Annotated in this window: 17 protein-coding genes; 11 read left to right on the top strand and 6 right to left on the bottom strand. The window is 59.1% G+C overall.

Going from position 1 to position 20,171, the window contains the following annotated elements; all coding sequences use genetic code 11:
- Positions 1–19: 19 nt before the first annotated feature.
- From ACM6IR_RS22830 to betC, 3 genes are all read right to left on the bottom strand, one after another.
- Positions 20–1,588, bottom strand: a complete 1,569-nt coding sequence (locus tag ACM6IR_RS22830; protein ID WP_414909795.1) for a SulP family inorganic anion transporter — start codon at positions 1,586–1,588, stop codon at positions 20–22.
- A gap of 158 nt (positions 1,589–1,746) precedes the next feature.
- A complete protein-coding gene (choX, locus tag ACM6IR_RS22825) occupies positions 1,747–2,667 on the bottom strand; it encodes a choline ABC transporter substrate-binding protein (protein ID WP_414909794.1) in 921 nt (306 codons plus the stop codon).
- A gap of 16 nt (positions 2,668–2,683) precedes the next feature.
- The gene (gene betC, locus ACM6IR_RS22820; protein ID WP_414909793.1) at positions 2,684–4,198 is read right to left on the bottom strand and encodes a choline-sulfatase; all 1,515 of its coding nucleotides are present in this window, start codon (positions 4,196–4,198) and stop codon (positions 2,684–2,686) included.
- Positions 4,199–4,312: 114 nt separating this feature from the next.
- Between betC and ACM6IR_RS22815 the strand changes: the two genes are divergently transcribed.
- A complete protein-coding gene (locus ACM6IR_RS22815; RefSeq protein WP_414909792.1) occupies positions 4,313–5,263 on the top strand; it encodes a choline sulfate utilization transcriptional regulator in 951 nt (316 codons plus the stop codon).
- Positions 5,264–5,277: 14 nt separating this feature from the next.
- Here the strand turns inward: ACM6IR_RS22815 and ACM6IR_RS22810 are convergent, their stop codons facing one another.
- Positions 5,278–5,940: an NAD(P)-dependent oxidoreductase gene (locus ACM6IR_RS22810; RefSeq protein ID WP_414909791.1), complete on the bottom strand. Its 663-nt coding sequence runs from the start codon at positions 5,938–5,940 to the stop codon at positions 5,278–5,280.
- 84 nt (positions 5,941–6,024) lie between these two features.
- Here ACM6IR_RS22810 and ACM6IR_RS22805 point away from each other — a divergent pair, with 84 nt between their 5' ends.
- The 10 genes from ACM6IR_RS22805 to ACM6IR_RS22760 all read left to right on the top strand — a co-directional run bounded on the left by ACM6IR_RS22805 (position 6,025) and on the right by ACM6IR_RS22760 (position 17,208).
- Complete coding sequence (locus tag ACM6IR_RS22805; RefSeq protein ID WP_414909790.1) at positions 6,025–6,351, top strand: DOPA 4,5-dioxygenase family protein; 327 nt, start codon at positions 6,025–6,027, stop codon at positions 6,349–6,351.
- Between the two features lie 386 nt (positions 6,352–6,737).
- Positions 6,738–8,045: a CitMHS family transporter gene (locus tag ACM6IR_RS22800; RefSeq protein WP_414909789.1), complete on the top strand. Its 1,308-nt coding sequence runs from the start codon at positions 6,738–6,740 to the stop codon at positions 8,043–8,045.
- Positions 8,046–8,130: 85 nt separating this feature from the next.
- Complete coding sequence (locus ACM6IR_RS22795) at positions 8,131–8,898, top strand: TerC family protein (protein ID WP_414909788.1); 768 nt, start codon at positions 8,131–8,133, stop codon at positions 8,896–8,898.
- A gap of 282 nt (positions 8,899–9,180) precedes the next feature.
- Positions 9,181–10,839: a Na/Pi cotransporter family protein gene (locus tag ACM6IR_RS22790; protein WP_414909787.1), complete on the top strand. Its 1,659-nt coding sequence runs from the start codon at positions 9,181–9,183 to the stop codon at positions 10,837–10,839.
- A 166-nt stretch (positions 10,840–11,005) separates the two neighbouring features.
- Positions 11,006–12,394 (top strand): M16 family metallopeptidase, encoded by a 1,389-nt coding sequence (locus ACM6IR_RS22785; protein ID WP_414909786.1) that lies wholly within the window; start codon positions 11,006–11,008, stop codon positions 12,392–12,394.
- A 219-nt stretch (positions 12,395–12,613) separates the two neighbouring features.
- On the top strand, positions 12,614–13,642 hold the full coding sequence (locus ACM6IR_RS22780; protein WP_414909785.1) for a DUF5924 family protein: 1,029 nt from the start codon (positions 12,614–12,616) through the stop codon (positions 13,640–13,642).
- 54 nt (positions 13,643–13,696) lie between these two features.
- Positions 13,697–14,845: an MlaE family lipid ABC transporter permease subunit gene (locus ACM6IR_RS22775; RefSeq protein ID WP_414909784.1), complete on the top strand. Its 1,149-nt coding sequence runs from the start codon at positions 13,697–13,699 to the stop codon at positions 14,843–14,845.
- Entirely contained in the window at positions 14,842–15,645 is an 804-nt protein-coding gene (locus ACM6IR_RS22770) for an ABC transporter ATP-binding protein (RefSeq protein ID WP_414909783.1), read from the top strand. The genes ACM6IR_RS22775 and ACM6IR_RS22770 overlap by 4 nt, the downstream gene beginning before the upstream one ends.
- A gap of 1 nt (position 15,646) precedes the next feature.
- Positions 15,647–16,585 carry an MlaD family protein gene (locus ACM6IR_RS22765; RefSeq protein WP_414909782.1) on the top strand — a complete coding sequence of 313 codons (939 nt, stop codon included), beginning with the start codon at positions 15,647–15,649 and terminating at the stop codon, positions 16,583–16,585.
- A complete protein-coding gene (locus ACM6IR_RS22760) occupies positions 16,582–17,208 on the top strand; it encodes an ABC-type transport auxiliary lipoprotein family protein (RefSeq protein WP_414909781.1) in 627 nt (208 codons plus the stop codon). The genes ACM6IR_RS22765 and ACM6IR_RS22760 overlap by 4 nt, the downstream gene beginning before the upstream one ends.
- A gap of 111 nt (positions 17,209–17,319) precedes the next feature.
- On the opposite strand, the gene ACM6IR_RS22755 is transcribed toward ACM6IR_RS22760, so the two are convergent.
- The gene (locus ACM6IR_RS22755) at positions 17,320–18,549 is read right to left on the bottom strand and encodes a nucleoside recognition domain-containing protein (RefSeq protein ID WP_414909780.1); all 1,230 of its coding nucleotides are present in this window, start codon (positions 18,547–18,549) and stop codon (positions 17,320–17,322) included.
- A gap of 260 nt (positions 18,550–18,809) precedes the next feature.
- A complete protein-coding gene (gltP, locus tag ACM6IR_RS22750; protein WP_414909779.1) occupies positions 18,810–20,141 on the bottom strand; it encodes a glutamate/aspartate:proton symporter GltP in 1,332 nt (443 codons plus the stop codon).
- Positions 20,142–20,171 lie beyond the last annotated feature (30 nt).

Raw genomic sequence — 20,171 nt, 5'->3', positions numbered from 1 at the left:
GGATCACCGCGATGGTGGATCAATCTTCAAACCTGATAGGGCATTTCTCCGCCCCTTCCAGCTTCCTCAACTCCACCACCACCGGCGACCTCGCCCCGCGCAAGGTCAAGCTGCGGTTCTGCTGAAGCAGTCGCCGCGCTTCCTGATGCAACATTTCCACCCCCGAATAATCGATGAAGTTGATGTGTTGCGCCTCGATCACCACGCGCGCGCCGTGCATCCGTTGCAGGCGCACTTGCAGGTAATGGCTGGCACCGAAAAAAATTGATCCACCGACCCGCAGGATGTCTTCATCCCCTTCGCGCCAATGCTGTACCCGAGGTTGCGAGGTGCGCTTGAGGTAGAAGAACAGCGAGGCCAGAACGCCGGCATAAATAGCCGTCTGCAACTCCAGCAGCAACGTTGCAACGCAGGTCAGCGCCATGACCAGGAACTCGGAGTGGCTGACCCGCCACAACGCACGAATGCCGCGATGATCCACCAACCCCCATGCAATCAACAAAATGCTGCCAGCCATCGCTGGAATCGGGATGTGGGCGATCAAGCTCGCGCCGAAGATGGCGAAAAGCCCCACCCACAACGCTGAAAAGACGCCGGCCAAAGGCGAGCAGGCACCCGCTTCGTAGCTCAGGCCCGAGCGAGTGAAGGAACCGGCGGATAGCGAGCCGGAAAAAAAGGCACCGACCATGTTCGATAAACCCTGGGCGCGGACTTCCTGATTCGCGTCGAGTAACTGCTGCGAGCGGGCCGACAATGAGCGAGCAATCGACAGGCTGGTGACCAGACCGAGCATACCGACCGCCACCGCGCTGGGCAGCAGACGAAGTATCAGGTCCAGGTCCAACGGCAATGGGCTGAACGGTGGCAGGCGCCCGACAAACGCACTGACCAGCTTCACGTGGCCGAACATTGAAGGCCAGAGCCAGACCAGCAATCCGCTCAGTGCCAGGGTGATCAATAGCGTCGGCCAACGTCGCAACAGCAGTTTCAGTATGAAGCCCACGACGACCGTCGCCAGGCCCAGCATCCATGAAGGCTTATCCACTTCACCCAGATGACTGAACAGTGTCATCAAGCTGTTCAGCGCCGTTGCCTGGCTGGGCAAGTCCAGCCCCAGCAGGTTTGGCAGTTGGCCGATGGCAATCACCACCGCCGCACCGAGGGTGAAGCCCAGCACCACCGAGTGAGAAACGAAATTGACCAAGGCGCCAAAACGCAGCAACCCCAACAGCCACTGGAAAATGCCGGCGAGAAGCGTCAGCAACAAGATCAGTGTGATGTAGTCCTGTGACGCAGGGACGGCCAGAGGGCTGACGCTGGCAAACAGGACAATGGAGATCGCAGCCGTAGGACCACAGATCAAATGCCATGACGAACCCCAGAGGCAGGCGATCAACACCGGGATGATGGCGGCGTACAAGCCATATTCCGGTGGGAGGCCGGCGATCAAGGCGTAGGCAATGGATTGCGGCAACGCGAGAATCGCGCCGCTGAGGCCGACGATCAGGTCACGCCCGACACTGGCGCGGGTCTGCCGGGGCAGCCAGCTAAGGAAGGGGAAGAGCGAATGGCGGCTGGGGAAGGCCATGGGTCCTCTCGGGTGGAAGTTTGCGCAAGGGTAACAGGACAGACGCCGATCTTTCCCTCTGTAGGAGCGAGGCTTGCCCGCGAAGAACGATAACGCGGTTCTTCAGAAAAACCGCGTTATCGTTCTTCGCGGGCAAGCCTCGCTCCTACAGGGGCTGGTTAGAGTTTGGCTTTAACCGCTGGCAACGCGTCCTTGCCATCCGCAGTCTTCACGCCATCCAGCCATTTATCCAGCACCGCCGGATTGGCCTTGATCCACGCCTTGGCAGCATCAGCATTGCTGACTTTCTTGTTCACCACCTCGGCCATGATGCTGTTCTCCATTTCCTGAGTGAAACTCAGGTTGGTGAGCAGTTTGCCAACGTTTGGACAGGCTTCGGCGTAGCCCTTGCGCGTCAGGGTGTGGACGCTGCCGGTATCGCCAAAGTACTTCTCGCCGCCCTTCAGGTAGTGCATTTTCAGCTGCACGTTCATGGGGTGCGGTGTCCAGCCGAGGAAGGTCACGAACTTCTGTTTCTTCACGGCGCGGGATACTTCCGCCAGCATTGCCTGCTCACTGGATTCGACGAGTTTCCACTGACCCATGTCGAAGTCGTTTTTCTTGATGATCTCTTGCAGCGAAATGTTCGCCGGAGCACCGGAGCCGATGCCGTAGATCTTTCGGTCGAACTTGTCGGCGAATTTGTTCAAGTCGGAAAAGTTATGCACACCTGCATCCCAGACGTAGTCCGGAACAGCGAGGGTGAATTCGGTGCCGTCGAGGTTCTTCGCCAGTTGAGTGACATCGCCCGTGGCCACGAACTTGTCGTAGAAGCCCTGTTGCGCCGGCATCCAGTTACCCAAAAACACGTCGACCTGGCCGTCCTTCAGACCGCCAAAGGTGATCGGCACCGCGAGGGTGTCGACTTTGGCCTTATAGCCCATGCCGTCCAGCAGAAACCCGGTGATGGCGTTGGTTGCGGCGATGTCGCTCCAGCCAGGGTCAGCCATTTTCACCGTCTCGCAGCTCTGATCGGCATACGCCGATGCACTGCCCAGAGCCAGGAGCCCGACTGTAAGTACTGTGGATAACTTTTGCATGGACTTCCCCTTAACATTATTGGTTTTGGCAGGGTTGTGGATAACGTGCTTTACGCTCCAGATCGTCGAGGTCGATGTGGTTACGCATGTACTGCTGGCTGGCGTCGACCAGCGGCTGGTGATCCCAGCTCTTGAGCTTGCCAATGGTCAGCGCCTCGGCGACGAATCGCCGGCGCCTTTGGCTGGCAAGCACTTGATGGTGGATCGCCGGGATATCCCATTTAGCCCGGGCTTCAGCGAGAAAATCGTCGAACAGCTGCCGATGTTGGGGCGATTTGCTGAGTTCTTCCTGTTCGCGTGGGTCGTTCTGCAGGTCAAAGAGAAGGCAAGGGTCGTCTTCGCTGTAGATAAATTTGTAGGCGCCGCGGCGAATCATCATCAGCGGACTGATGGTGCCTTCGGCCATGTACTCGCCGAAGACTTCGTCGTGACCGCCCTGCCCGTTCAGGTGCGAAACCAGTGAGCGACCGTCCAGCGGCAGACCCGGCTCCAGCGATCCTCCGGCCAGCTCCACGAACGTAGGCAGCAAATCGGCAGTCGACACTGCTGCGCTGACCCGGCCAGCCCCGAGCTGACCCGGGGCACTGATCAACAGCGGAACGCGGGCGGCCATTTCGAACCAGTGCATTTTGTACCAAAGCCCGCGTTCACCGAGCATGTCGCCGTGGTCACCCGAGAACACGATGATGGTGTCGTCGATCAGCCCTGTTTCCTCAAGCGTTTGCAGGAGTTTACCGACGTTGCTATCGATATAGCTGCAAGCGCCGAAGTAGGCACGGCGCGCATCGCGAATCTTATCCACAGGCAGCGGCTTGTCCCACAGGTCGTAAACCTTGAGCAAACGCTGAGAGTGCGGATCGAGTTCGGCCTGCGCCGGCGTGTCGGGCAGCGGGATGTCGGCATCGTCGTACAGGTCCCAAAAAGCCTTGGGAATGGTGTACGGGTCGTGGGGGTGAGTCATTGAAACGGTCAGGCAGAAGGGTTGATCGCCATCCTCGCGGATGTGATCGAACAGGTATTGCTGGGCCTTGAACACCACTTCTTCGTCGAAATCCAACTGATTGGTGCGCACGCACGGTCCGGCTTGCAGCACCGACGACATGTTGTGAAACCAGCTCGGACGTACGTCCGGTTCATCCCAGTTCACGGCCCAGCCGTAGTCGACCGGGTAAATGTCACTGGTCAGGCGTTCTTCGTAACCGTGTAACTGGTCCGGACCGCAGAAGTGCATCTTGCCCGACAACGCTGTGCGGTAACCGAGGCGACGCAGGTAGTGAGCATAGGTCGGTACATCGGCGGGGAAATCGGCCGCGTTATCGTAGGCGCCAATCTTGCTCGGCAACTGACCGCTGACCAGGGTAAAACGCGACGGTGCGCAGAGTGGGCTGTTGCAATAAGCGGCGTCGAACACCACGCCTTCGGCGGCGAGGCGGCTGAGATTCGGCAGTTTAATAGGCGAAGGGCCGTAGAACGGCAACATTGGCGCGGCCATCTGATCGGCCATGATGAAAAGAATATTCTTGCGCTTCATGTGATCGCGGCATTCCATAGTGAATATTTATGCGAGAGTGCTGCAATCGAGCATGGGGTCCATGCTCATTGTGGTAAAGCCCATGCCAGGCAATGACTAGGATAAGCACAGCTTATGTATGACGCCCTTGGTGATTTATCTCTGGATTTGCTCCGCGCGTTTGAATCGGCGGCTCGTCAGCGCAGCTTTACCGCTGCTGCAGGAGAGCTCGGCACCACGCAACCGGCGATCAGCCAGCAGATCAAGCGGCTGGAAGAACAGCTCGCTACGCGACTGTTCGACCGCATTTATCGCGGCATTGAATTGACCGAGGCCGGGACGACTCTTTATGAGCAGGTTCAGCTCGGTTTGCAGAATATCGATGCAGGGTTGAGCGCAATCAGTGCGCAACAGCAACACGAGGTGTTGCAGGTCGCCACTGATTTCGCCTTCGCCGCGTATTGGCTGATGCCACGTTTGCACCGCTTTCATGCCGCCAATCCTCAAGTTGACGTCAGCCTGGTCACCAGCGAACGCAGCCTCAACATGCTGCGGACCGATATCGATGTGGCAGTACTGTTTGGCGACGGTCGTTTCAAACAGGGCGAAAGCCATTGGCTATTCAGCGAAGAAGTGTTCCCGGTGTGCAGTCCACTGTTGCTCAAGGACCGTCCCCTGCCCTTGCCGGCCCAGTCGTTATTGGAATTTCCGCTGCTTCACCTGCGCGGTGAGAACAGCAGTAACTGGTTCGACTGGAGTGGCGTGTTTCGTGAGCTGGGGATTACTTCTGCGCCCGTGCCGGGGCAATTGCGCTTCGATAATTACACCTTGTTGATTCAAGCGGCGATTGGCGGGCAAGGCGTGGCAATCGGCTGGCGACACCTTGTGGATAACTTGCTGGCGCAGGGTTTGTTGTGTCGACCGATTGCTGAAACGGTGATCTCCCGACTGGGCTATTACGTGGTCCTGCCCCAGCGCAAGCGGCGCGGGGCTTTGATTCAACAGTTTGTGGACTGGTTGATGGCGGAGCAGGCCAGCAGTGCGCAATCGCTCAATGGCTTGCCGTTGCCGTCGATTGCTGTGTGAAAGCGAACTTTTTACTACTCTGAAGTCGCAACGAAATTCACATGCTCACCGACGTGCAGGTTCAGTCGCAGCTCATCGGCGACCCCCACCGCCACTCGACTCAAACGCTGAAGCGGTTCGACCAGGCCTGGCTCCAGGCTGCTGCTGACCCGGCTGAAATGTTCAATGGTCAGGCCCGGCACGCTGTGCGGTGCATTTACCAGCGTCCAATGCAAGGTGCTGCTTTGCAGGGCTTCACGGATTTCCTCGGCGGCGTGGCGTTGCAACTGATCCTCTATTTCCGGATCGTCCAGCACGTCGAAATCGCCCACCAGAAACAGCCGGGTAATGCCTGCCGCTTGCATGCCATCGATCAGCGCATCCACGGCCAGCACTTGCTCGACCGGCCCCGGCACGATGGTTTTTTCCACGTGCTCACTGTCGAACGGCAACCCGGGCGCGTCTAACAGGCAAATAACCGCCGAACAGCCCGCGACACTTTGCTTTACGCGCTGGGCATTGAACAAATCGCCGGTCTTGGCCCGCAAACCCGGGCGCGGCGCGAGCGCTGTCAGGTCATCGAGAATGGCGATGACTTCATGTTGGCGCCGCAGCATTTCAGCCATTAGCGCGCTGCCCAAGCTACTCATGGCACCATAAAGCACCACTTTCACCACCGGGGTTTCGGCATTTTTCATGGCGGGCTCCATACTTTCCTACGTCTATGACGTGTGACCTGTAGGGAACGGTGAGGGTTCGACCAGGTTTTAGAGGGATTCCAGATGCAAGAGATCAAGGGGTATCACGCCCATGTCTATTTTAACGCCAGCACCCTCTCCCAGGCACGAGCCTTGTGTGAACGGGCGGCACAACTGTTCCCGTTGAAGATGGGCCGCGTTCACGAACGTCCGGTCGGCCCGCACCCGGACTGGAGCTGCCAACTGGCATTCGGACCTGAACTGATTGGCGAAGTGCTGCCGTGGCTGGCGCTCAATCGCAAGGGTTTGGTGGTATTCCTGCACCCGGACACGGGCGACGATCTGCTCGACCACACCGAACATGCGATCTGGATGGGTGCGATTCGGCCGCTGGATCTGTCTATTTTTTGATCAGAGGCTTTCTTCGGGTCCGCCCGGAAGGTGTCCGCAATGGCAGCCGACTGTATGAATATCGACCAATTTTCCCGCCTGCCCCGTAATCAGGGCCTTTAAGCCCGTCCGACGACCGGTTGCACTTGCGGTCAATGCTTTCACCGGCGAAAGCTGGCTGAAAGCTTGCGCGATTAGGATCGCCCCCACTGCCGGCAACAGACCGGTTGGCTTAGCGAGTGTTTGATGGCTCGCACGGCCCATTTAACAACAACAATGGTGATCCTGATGTCCTTTGCTACCCGCCGCTTCGCTGTCACTCCCCCCGTACGCCTTGTGCTCCCCGTTTTGCGCTGACCCACCCGGTTCGCCCATTTCCCTAGCTGCGCTACGCCTGGAGTTTTCCCATGCTGACTTTCCTTGGCTTTGCCATGGTCATCACGTTCATGTTCCTGATCATGACCAAGCGCCTGTCCGCGCTGATCGCCCTGATCATCATTCCAATCATCTTCGCCCTGTTCGGTGGCTTTGCGCCGAAGATCGGACCGATGATGCTCGAAGGCATCACCAAGCTCGCACCGACCGGTGTGATGCTGATGTTCGCCATTCTGTATTTCGCCCTGATGATTGACTCCGGCCTGTTCGACCCGGCCGTGCGCAAGATCCTCAAACTGGTCAAGGGTGACCCGCTGAAAGTTTCGGTCGGCACCGCCGTACTGGCGCTCGTCGTCTCCCTCGATGGTGACGGCGCGACCACTTATATGATCTGTGTGGCCGCCATGTTGCCGCTCTACAGCCGCATCGGCATGAGCCCACGGATCATGGCCGGTCTGATCATCCTTGCCGGTGGTGTGATGAACATGACGCCCTGGGGCGGCCCGACGGCCCGTGCGGCCAGTGCGCTGCATGTGGACCCCTCAGACATCTTCGTGCCTATGATTCCTGCGATGCTGGCCGGCGTGGTGGCGATTCTGGCGATTGCCTACTTCTACGGTAAACGCGAGCGTGCTCGTCTGGGTGAATTGCACCTGGCCGGCGATGAAATCGACCACAGCGAAATCACCGTTTCGCAGTTCCCTGACGCCCGCCGTCCGAAACTGATCTGGTTCAACGGCGCGCTGACCCTGGCGCTGATGTGTACCCTGATTGCGGGGCTGTTGCCGCTACCCGTGCTGTTCATGGTGGCGTTCAGTATCGCGATGATCGTCAATTATCCTTGCCTGCAACAGCAGAAGGATCGCGTTGCGGCCCACGCGGGCAGCGTGCTGGCGGTGGTCGGTTTGATTTTCGCGGCGGGTATCTTCACCGGCATCCTGTCGGGCACTGGCATGGTCGACGCGATGTCGAAAAGCCTGCTGGCCGTCATTCCGGATTTCCTCGGCCCCTACCTGGCCGTGATTACTGCGCTGGTGAGCATGCCGTTCACGTTCTTCATGTCGAACGACGCATTTTATTACGGTGTATTGCCGGTGCTTGCCGAAGCCGCCAGTCATTACGGTATAACCGCGGTGGAAATGGCACGTGCCTCGATCGTTGGTCAGCCCGTCCATTTGTTGAGCCCGCTGGTACCGTCGACCTATTTGTTGGTGGCCCTGGCCGGTATCGAATTCGGTGACCACCAACGCTTTACCCTGAAATGGGCCGTACTGGTGTGTATGTGCATACTGGTTGCAGCATTGCTGATGGGGATTTTTCCGCTATTCAGCACGCTGTAAGCCCAAGACTCACCATGGCGGGTCCAGGCTTTGCTGTTTGAAGCCCGGGCCCTTCGTGGTTTAACACATCCTCAAAGGAATACACATGGAATGGCTGACCAACCCTGAAATCTGGGTTGCCTTCTTTACCCTGACCGCCCTGGAAATCGTTCTGGGTATCGATAACATCATCATGATTTCGATCCTGGTCAGCCGCATGCCCAAGCATATGCAGGCACGCACCCGGATTTTCGGCCTGGCGCTGGCCATGGTCACACGGATTCTGTTGTTGCTGTCGATCACCTGGGTCATGCGCCTCACGGCCGATCTGTTCGTTGTATTCGGGCAGGGTATTTCCGGGCGTGACCTGATCCTGTTCTCTGGTGGCCTGTTCCTGCTCTGGAAGAGCTCGCAAGAGATGTACCACGCGCTGGAAGGTGAAGACGAAACCGCCGACGAGCCGACCAGCAAGGGCGGCAACTTCCTCTACACCATCATTCAGATCGCGATCATCGACATCGTGTTCTCACTGGACTCGGTCATTACCGCCGTGGGCATGGTGTCGTACGTACCGGTCATGGTCGCGGCGATCATCGTTGCCGTGCTGGTGATGATGTGGGCTTCCGGCACCATCAGCGAGTTCATCGACAAGCACCCGTCGCTGAAGATGCTGGCGCTCTCGTTCCTGTTGGTCGTCGGTACCGTATTGATTGCCGAATCCTTCGACGTGCACGTGCCAAAAGGCTACGTCTACTTCGCCATGGCGTTCTCCCTGGCGGTTGAAGCGATCAACATCAAGATGCGCACCGCGATCGCGAAAAAGAAGAAACAGCAAGATCCGGTGAAACTGCGCAAGGACATTCCGGGCCAGTAACCCTTGTAGGAGCGAGCTTGCTCGCGATGGTGTGTCAGTCGACATCAATTTGGCTGACACACCATCGCGAGCAAGCTCGCTCCTACATAGTATTGCGGGGGCCTTCGGGCTCCTTTTGCACATCTGCATCAAGCTGTTTTCATAACGGTTTTGTTTCAATCGCTTCTTTAGCTGTGCGATGCTGGCGCGCAGACCGTTAGCCAACTACAGCTTAAAGACACGTAGAAAAAGCGCGGCACCGTAACTTGCCCCTTTGGGGCGCTACCACCACAGGGGGCCAGTATGCTCACCCTGCTCAATTTGCTATCTGCCGTGGCCTTGTTGATCTGGGGCACGCACATCGTCCGAACCGGCATCCTGCGGGTCTACGGTTCCAACCTGCGCCATGTCATTGGCCGAAATATGTCCAGGCGCTGGCTGGCGTTCATTGCAGGGATCGTCGTGACCGCGATGGTCCAGAGCAGCAACGCGACGGCCATGCTCGTGACCTCTTTTGTCGGACAGGGCCTGATGGCGCTGACCCCGGCCCTGGCGACCATGCTGGGGGCTGACGTCGGTACAGCGTTGATGGCCAGGGTCCTGACGCTCGATTTGTCATGGTTGTCGCCGCTGTTGATCTTCCTCGGGGTGATTTTCTTCCTGTCCCGCAAGCAAACCCGACTTGGGCAGATGGGCCGGGTCAGCATCGGGCTGGGGCTGATCATTCTGGCGCTGCAACTGATCGTCGAAGCCGCCGCGCCGATTACCCATGCCCAAGGGGTCAAAGTGATCTTCGCGTCGCTGACCGGCGACATTCTGCTCGACGCCCTGGTCGGCGCGCTGTTTGCGATGATTTCCTACTCCAGCCTGGCCGCCGTCCTGCTGACCGCGACCCTGGCCGGCGCCAGTGTGATCAGCTTGCCCGTCGCCATCGGGCTGGTCATCGGCGCCAACATCGGCAGCGGTATTCTTGCGTTCTTGAGTACCAGCATGCAGAACGCTGCAGGTCGACAGGTTGCATTGGGCAGCCTGTTGTACAAGTTGATAGGTCTGTTGCTGATCATTCCGGTACTCGACCCCTTGGTGCACTGGATCGACAGCCTCGATTTCAGCCCCCAGGAAATGGTCATCGGCTTCCACCTGCTCTACAACACGGCGCGTTGCCTGATCCTGCTGCCCAGCGTCAGGCCGATGGCCAGGCTGTGTGCCTGGTTGCTGCCGGAGCGCCCGGAAACCAATGGATTGGCCAAGCCCCGGCATCTTGATCTGACGGTGCTGGACACACCTGGCCTGGCACTGACCAACGCCGCGCGGGAGACCCTGCGCATGGGCGACCTGATCGACAGCATGCTCGAAGCCATGCTCGACGTGCTGCGGGGTAAACAGACTGCCGTCACCCAGGAAGTGCGCCGTCTGACCGACGATGTCGAAGCTCTCTACAGCGCTATCAAACTGTACCTGGCGCAAATGCCCCGGGAAGACCTCAGCGATCAGGACAGCCGGCGCTGGGCGGAAATCATCGAGCTGGCGATTAATCTCAAACTCGCCAGCGACCTGATCGAACGCATGCTGCGCAAGGTTCAGCAGCAGAAAACGTCGCAGCGCCGATCTTTTTCCGAGGTCGGTCTGGAAGAGTTGGCGGGGCTGCACAGTCAGTTGATTTCCAACCTGCGCCTGGGATTGTCGGTGTTCCTCAGCTCCGACAAGGAAAGCGCCCGTCTGTTGCTGCGTGAAAAACGTCGCTTTCGCGCACAGGAACGCCGCCTGGCCCATGCTCACGTCAGCCGGTTGCAACGTAAGATCGTGCAAAGTATCGAGACCAGTTCGTTGCACCTGGAGTTGATCGCGGACATGAAGCGTCTTAATTCGCTGTTCTGCAGCAGTGCTTATGCGGTGCTGGAAACATCCGATACCGGCGCACTGGCTGCCGACGATTTGGCTGACATCACACATTCGCCTTGAACGTCTGGCTGAGTGGTCAGTCAGTTACAGTGGTTCAGCCTGAAAGCCTCTTCGCGAGCAGGTTCGCTCCCACAGAGGAATGCGTTTTAAATGTGGGAGCAAGCTTGCTCGCGAAGGCGCCAGGACTGACAGCACGGATCTCCGATTGGTTGCCTGGGAACTTGTTATGCGTTGTCTGTTGTTCGTTTGTCTGCTGATCGGTTCGTTCCCCTCATTTGCCCTGGATCGCTTTCAGGTCGAAGGCTATGCCTTGCCCAATGGCCTGCAATTGCTGCTCAAACCCGGCACCGAGCGCGGGCATGTGGCGATTCGTCTGGTGGTCGGCGTTGGCCTGGATGACTTCAATTGCGCGGACAAGGAGCTGCCGCATCTGCTCGAACACTTGCTGTTCAGCGGTATCGACGCCAGCGGTGAAGGCGGTCTGGAAGAACGCATGCAGGCTTTGGGCGGTGAGTGGAACGCGTACACCAGCAACGCCGATACGACATTCGTCATTGAGGCCCCGGCGAAAAACCAGCGCAAGGTCCTCGATCTGCTGCTGGCACTGCTGACCCAGACCCGAATCGACGACAACGCAATCAACGCCGCCAAGCAAGTGGTCGAGCGCGAAGACGGCGGCCATTACTCACACCTGCAGCGCTGGCTGGATCGTCAGGACCTGGGGCACACAGCGAGTAATCAACTGGCGGTGGAACTGGGCCTCAAATGCCCCGAACGGGCGGAAGTCGATCACCTGACCCGCGAGCAATTGGAGAAGGTGCGCAAGGACTGGTACGCACCCAACAACATGACGCTGATCGTGGTGGGTGATCTCGAGCGGCTGCTGCCGGCCTATCTGGAACGGGCCTATGGCGCACTGGTAGCGATCGACCCCACCGATCATTTGCCGCTTCCGGAGATCAAGGCCAGTGCGGCTCACGAGCGAAATCTGATTCACGGCTTGGTCGGTGGCGGCGCCAAGTTGCACTGGCTGGTGCCGGAACCGGAGCAGGAAGATCAACACGATGAAACGTTCGACTTGCTCAAAGACTATCTGGACTGGGCGCTGTATCGCCAGCTGCGTCTGGCTCACGGTTTGTCCTACGGCCCGTGGGCGGAGCGCGAAGTGTTCGGCGGCGTAGGCTTCATGAGCCTGAACGCCGACCTTGAGCGCGACGATGTGCCTGAGGCCGAACACGTATTGGACGAGTTAAAGGCCGAGTTGCTCAAAAACGGCCTGAATGCCGACACGTTCAATCGCCTCAAACAGGCCGCCATCGCCCGCCAGGCGTGGGCCGTACAAGGCAACAGCGCACTGGCCGATTACTACTGGAGCTCCCTCGGGGACTACGAGGACGGCCGTTTCAACGATCCCGCCAAAGAACTGCAAGGCGTGACGCTGGACGAGGCGAACAAGGCCGTGCGTGAGTTGCTCCTGCAACCGGGGTATCTGCGGATCGAGCGGCCGCTGATGAGCTATGACCAGTTGATGTGGACGATTGCCGGTGCATTCGTGCTCATCGTCTTGATGCTGCTGGGCTGGCGCTTGTACCGAAGGGCGCCGCCAACGGTGTAGCAGCTGCCGAAGGCTGCGTTCGGCTGCGCAGCAGTCGCAAATCCGTTAGGTCACATATACCTGATATACCGCGGTGAATGGTTTAACGACTGCTGCGCAGCCGAACGCAGCCTTCGGCAGCTGCTACAAGGGTTCCGAACCGGATCGCGGCCCTCGCCACGCTGTCGCGCGGACGGTACGCTGTCGGGGATTTTTCCTACGACTAATGCGAACCGCCGAATGCCTAATCTGACCCTTTTCGTACAGCGCATCCTGGAATTGATGAAGCGCTATCCCGGGGTCATTGCGCTCGGAGGTTTTATCTCCGGGGTCGGCAGCTTCATTCTGGTGGACCGCCAACAGGGCCTGGCGACCTGGATCACTGTCATCATGGTGCTCAGCTGGATCTGGCTGATGCTGGAAAACAGCCTCACCAAGCTGTTCGCCAAGACCTTCAAGCGCGAAATTCCCCAACCGCTGTTGCGTTACGCCACGCAAATGATCCACCAGGAAAGCCTGTTCTTCGTCCTGCCGTTTTTTTTCATCACCACCACCTGGAACAGCGGCCAGTTGCTTTTTACCGGGCTGCTGGGGATTGCGGCGCTGATTTCCATCACCGACCCGCTCTACTACAAATGGCTGGCGCCCCGGCGCTGGGCGTTCCTCGCGTTGCATACGCTGACGCTGTTCGCAGCACTGCTGACCGCCCTGCCCGTCATTCTGCACCTGACCACCTCCCAGAGTTTCAAGCTCGCCTTGGGCACGGCCGTGGTGCTGTCGTTCCCGAGCCTGGCGTCGATCTTCCCGATTCGTACCGTGCGCAACGCGCTGGCGATTCTAAGCATCACGGTGGGCATCGGTGTCGTTGGCTGGGTGCTGCGTTCGTGGGTGCCACCGGCGACGCTGTGGATGACCGACGTGGCGATCAGCACGCAAATGCAGGACCGTAGCCCCGGCGACAGCCTTGATGAGGTCAGTGCCGATCAGATCCGTGGCGGCGGCCTTTACGCCTATACCGCCATCAATGCCCCGCGCGGTCTGGACGAGCGGATTTATCATGTGTGGCAGTTCAACGGTAAGGAAGTCGATCGCATCCCGCTGGACATCCACGGCGGGCGCAAGGAAGGCTACCGGGCCTGGTCCCACAAAGAGAATTTCCCGGGTAATCCGGCCGGTGACTGGCAGGTCCGGGTGTTGACCGAAGATGGTCAGGTGATCGGGGTTCTGCGCTTCAAGATCACCGACAAGACACCGATCAAAGAAAAGTAATGCGGTTCGTGCTATTACGTAGTTCTGCCTGACAGCGGAACAATCACGGAGCTTATGACCAGCAGCACAGCGGCCGGCAATGCCCAACTGGACACCTCTCACTCACCCGCGCAATTGCGGGTAACGGGTGACTGGACGCTTGTCCATTACGCCGATCTCAAGCAGCTGAGCGAAAAGCTTCACGGCCAATACGACGACAACACTCACATCGACCTCAATGGCCTCGGCGCGCTCGACACGGCCGGGGCATCGCTGCTGGTGGAGTTGCTGGGCTCCGAGCGTTTGGGCCGATCCGCCGAACATCCCGGTTGCACACTGTCCACTGCTGACCGCGCCTTATTGCAGACGGTCTACCGGTCGTTGACTGACTTCTGCGTACCGGTCAAGGAACCGGAAATCAGTGTCGGCATTCAACTGTTGACCCGTATCGGCCGCGCTGTCGATGCGGTCTGGCAGGACACCCTTCAATTGCTCGGCTTCGTCGGCCTGATCCTGGAAACCATCGCCCGTGAACTGTTTCGCCCCAAACACTGGCGTATCACGCCGATGGTGGCGCACATCGAACAGACCGGCCTCGATGCCGCGCCCATCGTTGCCCTGCTGACTTTTATGGTAGGCGCCGTGGTGGCCTTTCTTGGCGCAACCGTACTGGCGAAATTCGGCGCGAGTATTTTTACCGTGGACCTCGTTGGGTTCTCCTTCCTGCGCGAATTCGGTGTGTTGCTGACCGCGATCCTGATGGCTGGCCGTACCGCGAGTGCGTTCACCGCGCAGATTGGCTCGATGAAGGCCAACGAAGAAATCGACGCCATCCGCACCTTGGGTCTGGATCCGATAGAATTGTTGGTGGTGCCACGTGTGTTGGCCTTGCTGGTCTCGCTGCCGATGCTGACCTTTTTGGCGATGCTCTCGGGCATCGTTGGCGGCGGCGTGGTGTGCGCGTTATCGCTGGATATCTCACCGGCGATGTTCCTGTCGCTGCTACAAAGCGACATCGGGGTTCAGCACTTTCTGGTGGGGATCGTCAAAGCGCCAATCTTCGCGTTCCTGATCGCCTCCATTGGCTGCCTTGAAGGCTTCAAGGTCAGCGGCAGCGCCGAGTCTGTCGGCGCTCACACGACATCGAGTGTGGTGCAGTCGATTTTCGTGGTGATCGTGATCGACGCCGTAGCCGCGTTGTTTTTCATGGAGATGGGCTGGTGAGTCGTCTACCTCGAGCGCCCTGCGAGGCGGTGATCGAAGTCCGTGGCCTGTGTAATCGCTTCGGCAACCAGAGCGTGCACGAGAATCTCGACCTGGATTTGTACAAAGGCGAAATCCTCGCCGTGGTCGGTGGTTCCGGCAGCGGCAAATCGGTGCTGTTGCGCAGCATTGTCGGTTTGCGTCAGCCCAGCGAAGGCCTGGTGAAGGTCTTTGGTAAAAACCTGCCGACGCTGTCCGGGCATGAGCGCTCCATGGTCGAACGCCGCTTCGGTGTGCTGTTCCAGAAAGGCGCCCTGTTCTCTTCAATGACCGTGACCGAGAACGTTGCCCTGCCCCTGATCGAACACGCCGGCCTGAGCCGTGCCGACGCCGAGCACTTGGCAGCGGTGAAGCTGGCCTTGGCCGGGTTGCCGTTATCGGCAGCGGACAAGTACCCCGCTTCGCTGTCTGGCGGCATGATCAAGCGCGCGGCGCTGGCGCGTGCGTTGGCACTGGATCCGGACATCCTGTTTCTCGACGAACCCACCGCCGGCCTTGACCCGATTGGTGCCGCAGCCTTCGATCAACTGATCCTGACCCTGCGTGATGCCTTGGGCCTGAGTGTGTTTCTGGTCACCCACGACCTCGACACGCTTTACACCATCACCGACCGGGTGGCGGTGCTGGCGCAGAAGAAAGTGCTGGTGGCGGACGCCATCGACAAAGTCTCGGAAACCAACGACGCGTGGATTCACCAATACTTCCATGGCCCTCGCGGCCGCGCGGCGTTGACGGCCGCTCAACAGTTGAACGAGGTCTGACATGGAAACCCGTGCCCATCATGTATTGATTGGCCTGTTCACCGTCATTGTGGTGGCAGGCGCCCTGCTCTTCGGCTTGTGGCTGGCCAAGTCCAGCGTCGATACCGAGTTCAAGGATTACGAAATCGTCTTCAACGAGGCGGTCAGTGGTTTGTCCAAGGGCAGCGCCGTGCAGTACAGCGGGATCAAGGTCGGTGACGTGGTGACGTTGCGTCTGGACCCGAAAGATCCTCGTCGGGTACTGGCTCGGATTCGTCTGGGCGGCGACACCCCGATCAAGGAAGACACCCAGGCCAAACTGGCGCTGACCGGGATCACCGGGACATCGATCATCCAGCTCAGCGGTGGTACGCCGCAAAGTCCGAAGTTAAGAGGCAAGGATGGGAATCTGCCGGTGATTGTCGCATCGCCCTCGCCCATCGCCCGGTTGCTCAACGACAGCAACGACCTGATGGCCGGCGTGAGCACGCTGATGCAAAACGCCAACCTGATGTTTTCCACGGAGAACGTCGGGCGCATCAGCAAAACCCTTGAGCACCTTGAGCAAACCACCGGGACCATCGCCGATCAGCGTGGCGATATTCGCCAGGCGATGCAGCAATTGGCGTCGGTCGGCAAGCAAGCCGGCGCCATGCTGGAACAGACGTCGGCGCTGATGCGCAACGCCAATGGCTTGCTCAATGATCAGGGCAAGCAGATGTTCGGCAGCGCCGAGCAGGCAATGAGGTCGCTGGAGCAGAGCAGCGCGACCATCAACAAGCTGCTCACGACCAATCAGGACTCTCTCAACAGCGGCATGCAAGGCCTCAATGGCCTGGCCCCTGCCGTGCGCGAACTGCGCGATACCCTGACATCGTTGCGCGCCATTTCCCAGCGCCTGGAAGCCAACCCCAGCGGTTACTTGCTGGGCAATGACAAGAACAAGGAGTTCACGCCATGAAGCTGACTTATCTCGCCTTGGCCTCGAGCATCGCACTAACCAGCGCCTGCTCGATTCTGCCCAAGGCCGAGCCGTCTGACGTTTATCGATTGCCGTCGGCACAGAGCAGCGCATCGGCCAGTCATGGCACCCCGCAGCGCTGGTCGCTGCGTCTGGCCAAGCCACAGGCCAGCGAGGCGTTGAACAGCCCGAAAATCGCCGTGATCCCGCAAGGCGACCTGATCAGCAGCTACAAAGCTTCACGCTGGAGCGACCCGGCGCCGGTGCTGCTGCGCAATCGACTGCTGGACGGATTCCAGCGTGATGGCCGGGTGCCGTTGCTGAGTACCGACGACAGCAATTTCCAGGCGGATTTTGAGCTGGGCGGCAGTCTGCAGGCCTTTCAGACCGAGTACCAAGGCTCGGCGGCAAGTGTCGTTGTGCGACTGGATGCATTGCTGGTGCGCGGTTATGACCAGAGAATCCTCGCCAGCCGCCGTTTTGAAGTGCACCAGCCGTTGAGTGATATGCAGGTGTCATCGGTGGTGACGGGGTTTGGTCTGGCGAGTGATCAACTGACGGCGCAGGTAGTGAGTTGGGCGGTTGAACAAGGGCAGGCAGTCGCACCTCCAGCGAGACCTTGAGTCCGGCATAACCCCTTGTAGGAGCGAGCTTGCTCGCGATGGTGGGTCAGCCACATTGATTTCGCCTGATACGCCTTCGCGAGCAAGCTCGCTCCTACAAAGGGTTCTCGTTTAGCCGAAGAACCAGTAGCAAACGCCGATCGCGCCAAGAACGCCGGCAAGCTCCGCCAATAACGCACACCCCACCGCATGCCGCGCCCGCTGGATCCCTACCGAACCGAAGTAAACCGCCAACACATAGAAGGTCGTTTCAGTACTGCCCTGGATCGTCGCCGCCACCAGCGCCGGGAAGCTGTCCACCCCCGACGTTTTCATGGTTTCAATCAACATCGCCCTAGCAGCGCTACCGGAAAACGGTTTGACCATTGCCGTCGGCAAGGCATCAACGAAGCGCGTGTCCCAACCGGCCCACGCCACCAGATGCCGAATCCCGTCCAGGCCGAAATCCAGCGCGCCAGACGCCCGCAGCACACCCACTGCGCAGAGCATTGCCACCAGATAGGGCAGCAGGTTTTTTGCCACGTCGAAGCCTTCTTTGGCGCCTTCGACAAACGCTTCGTAGACTTTCACTTTGCGTAACGCACCGATCACCAGAAACAGCATGATCAGGCTGAACATCGTCAGGTTGCCGAGGATCGATGACAGGCTGGCCAGCGCGGCCGACGAGAGCGTCGCCAGCAGCGCCATGAAGCCACCGAGGGCGAGGGCACCGGGAATCAGATAGGCGAGCACTACCGGGTCCCACAGGCGCAGCCGTTGCATGAACGCCACGGACAACAGCCCCATAAGTGTCGAGCAACTGGTGGCCAGCAGGATCGGCAGGAAAACCAGGGTTGGATCGGGTGCGCCTTGCTGGGCGCGGTACATGAAGATCGTCACTGGCAGCAGGGTCAGGGAGGAGGCGTTGAGTACCAGGAACAGGATCTGCGCGTTGCTCGCCACGGTCGCGCTGGGATTGAGCTCCTGCAACGCCTTCATGGCCTTGAGGCCGATGGGTGTGGCGGCGTTGTCCAGGCCGAGGGCGTTGGCGGCGAAGTTCAGCGTGATCAGGCCGATAGCCGGGTGACCGGGCGGGACTTGCGGCATCAAGCGCAGGAACAGCGGCCCCAGCGCCTTGGCCAGCCAGTCGACGATCCCGGCCTTTTCGGCGATCCGCAGAAAGCCCAGCCAGAGGGTGAGGGTGCCGAAGAGTAGAACCATCACTTCGACCGACAACTTGGCCATGGCGAAGATGCTTTCCACCATCGCCGCAAAGATCCCGGCGTTGCCGCCGATCAGCCACTGCGCCAGCGCCGATACGGCCGCCACGATGAAGAAGCCAAGCCATAGGCCATTAAGCATCAGTCAAATCCCCCGAAGAATGTGGCGAATGATAGCGGGGTAGCCAGAAACGACAAACCCCGGATTTCTCCGGGGTTTGGTTTGGGGTCCTGTTGCCGCTGCGAAATTGGGTCATCACATCATGTGCGACCAACTTCGTACTGTAGGAGCGAGGCTTGCCCGCGAAGGCGGTGTACCAATCAACACAGATGTTGAATGTTCCGGCCTCTTCGCGGGCAAGTCGGATCGCCGCACCGCTCGCTCCTACAGAAGCAGATTGCTTAGTTGCTGGAAATCTCGCCGACAGGCAGTTTTTCCTTGCTGCGCCAGTGCGGCAGGGAGTTCCAGTAGCGCTGGCCCTTGGCGTCGTCGTACATGCCTTCCCAGCGGGAGATGACCAAAACAGCGAGGGCGTTACCAATGACGTTCAGCGCGGTACGGGCCATGTCCATGATGCGGTCGACGCCGGCGATGAACGCCAGGCCTTCCAATGGAATACCCACACTGCCCAGAGTGGCCAGCAGTACCACGAAGGACACACCCGGTACGCCGGCGATGCCTTTGGAGGTAACCATCAGGGTCAGTACCAGCAGCAATTGCTGGCTGATGGACAAGTCGATGCCGTAGAGCTGGGCAATGAAGATGGCCGCGATGCTTTGGTACAGCGTCGAACCGTCGAGGTTGAACGAGTAGCCGGTCGGCACCACGAAGCTGCAAATGGCTTTTGGCGCACCGTAGGCTTCCATCTTCTCGATGACGCGTGGCAGCACGGTCTCGGAGCTGGCGGTGGAGTAGGCCAGCACCAGCTCATCCTTGAAGATGCGCATCAGCTTGATGACCGAGAAGCCGAACAGGCGAGCGATCAGGCCCAGGACCACGAAGGCGAAGAAAGCGATGGCGACGTAAACCAGGATCACCAGTTTGGCCAGCGGGAGGAGGGAGGCAAAACCGAAGTTGGCGACTGTCACCGCGATCAGTGCGAACACGCCGATCGGGGCGTAGTTCATGATCATGTGGGTGACTTTGAACATGCTTTCCGACACGCCCTGGAATATCTTCACCAACGGCTCGCGCAGGTCCGCTTGCAGGCTCGACAGTCCGAGGCCGAACAATACGGAGAAGAAGATGATCGGCAGCATCTCGCCGCGGGCCATGGCCGCGAAGATGTTAGACGGGATCAGGTTGAGGATGGTTTCGATGAACGCGTGTTCATGCTGAACTTCAGCGGCAGTGGCCTGGTACTTGGAAATATCCACCGTACCCAGGGTGCTCATGTCGATGCCGGTGCCCGGATGGAACACGTTAGCCAGCATCAGACCGACCACGATGGCGATAGTGGTGACAATCTCGAAGTAAACGATGGTCTTCAAGCCGATGCGACCGAGTTTTTTCGCGTCGCCGACGCCAGCGATTCCGACGACCAGGGAGGAGATAACGATCGGGATCACGATCATCTTGATCAGACGGATAAAGATATCGCCTGCTGGTTGCAGGACGTTGCTGACCCACCAGGCCTTTTCGGCGCTGAAATGGTTAAGCAACGCACCAATTGCAATCCCCAATACCAGACCGATGAGGATCTGCCAGGCGAGGCTAAGTTTTGCCTTCTTCATATTTTTACCCTTACTTGCGTTTGATTCAGG

The sequence above is a fragment of the Pseudomonas sp. IT-P253 genome (assembly GCF_949768125.1).
Taxonomy (GTDB): domain Bacteria; phylum Pseudomonadota; class Gammaproteobacteria; order Pseudomonadales; family Pseudomonadaceae; genus Aquipseudomonas.
Note: the sequence above shows the minus strand (reverse complement) of the source record. Positions and strands in the feature narration are given on the sequence as shown.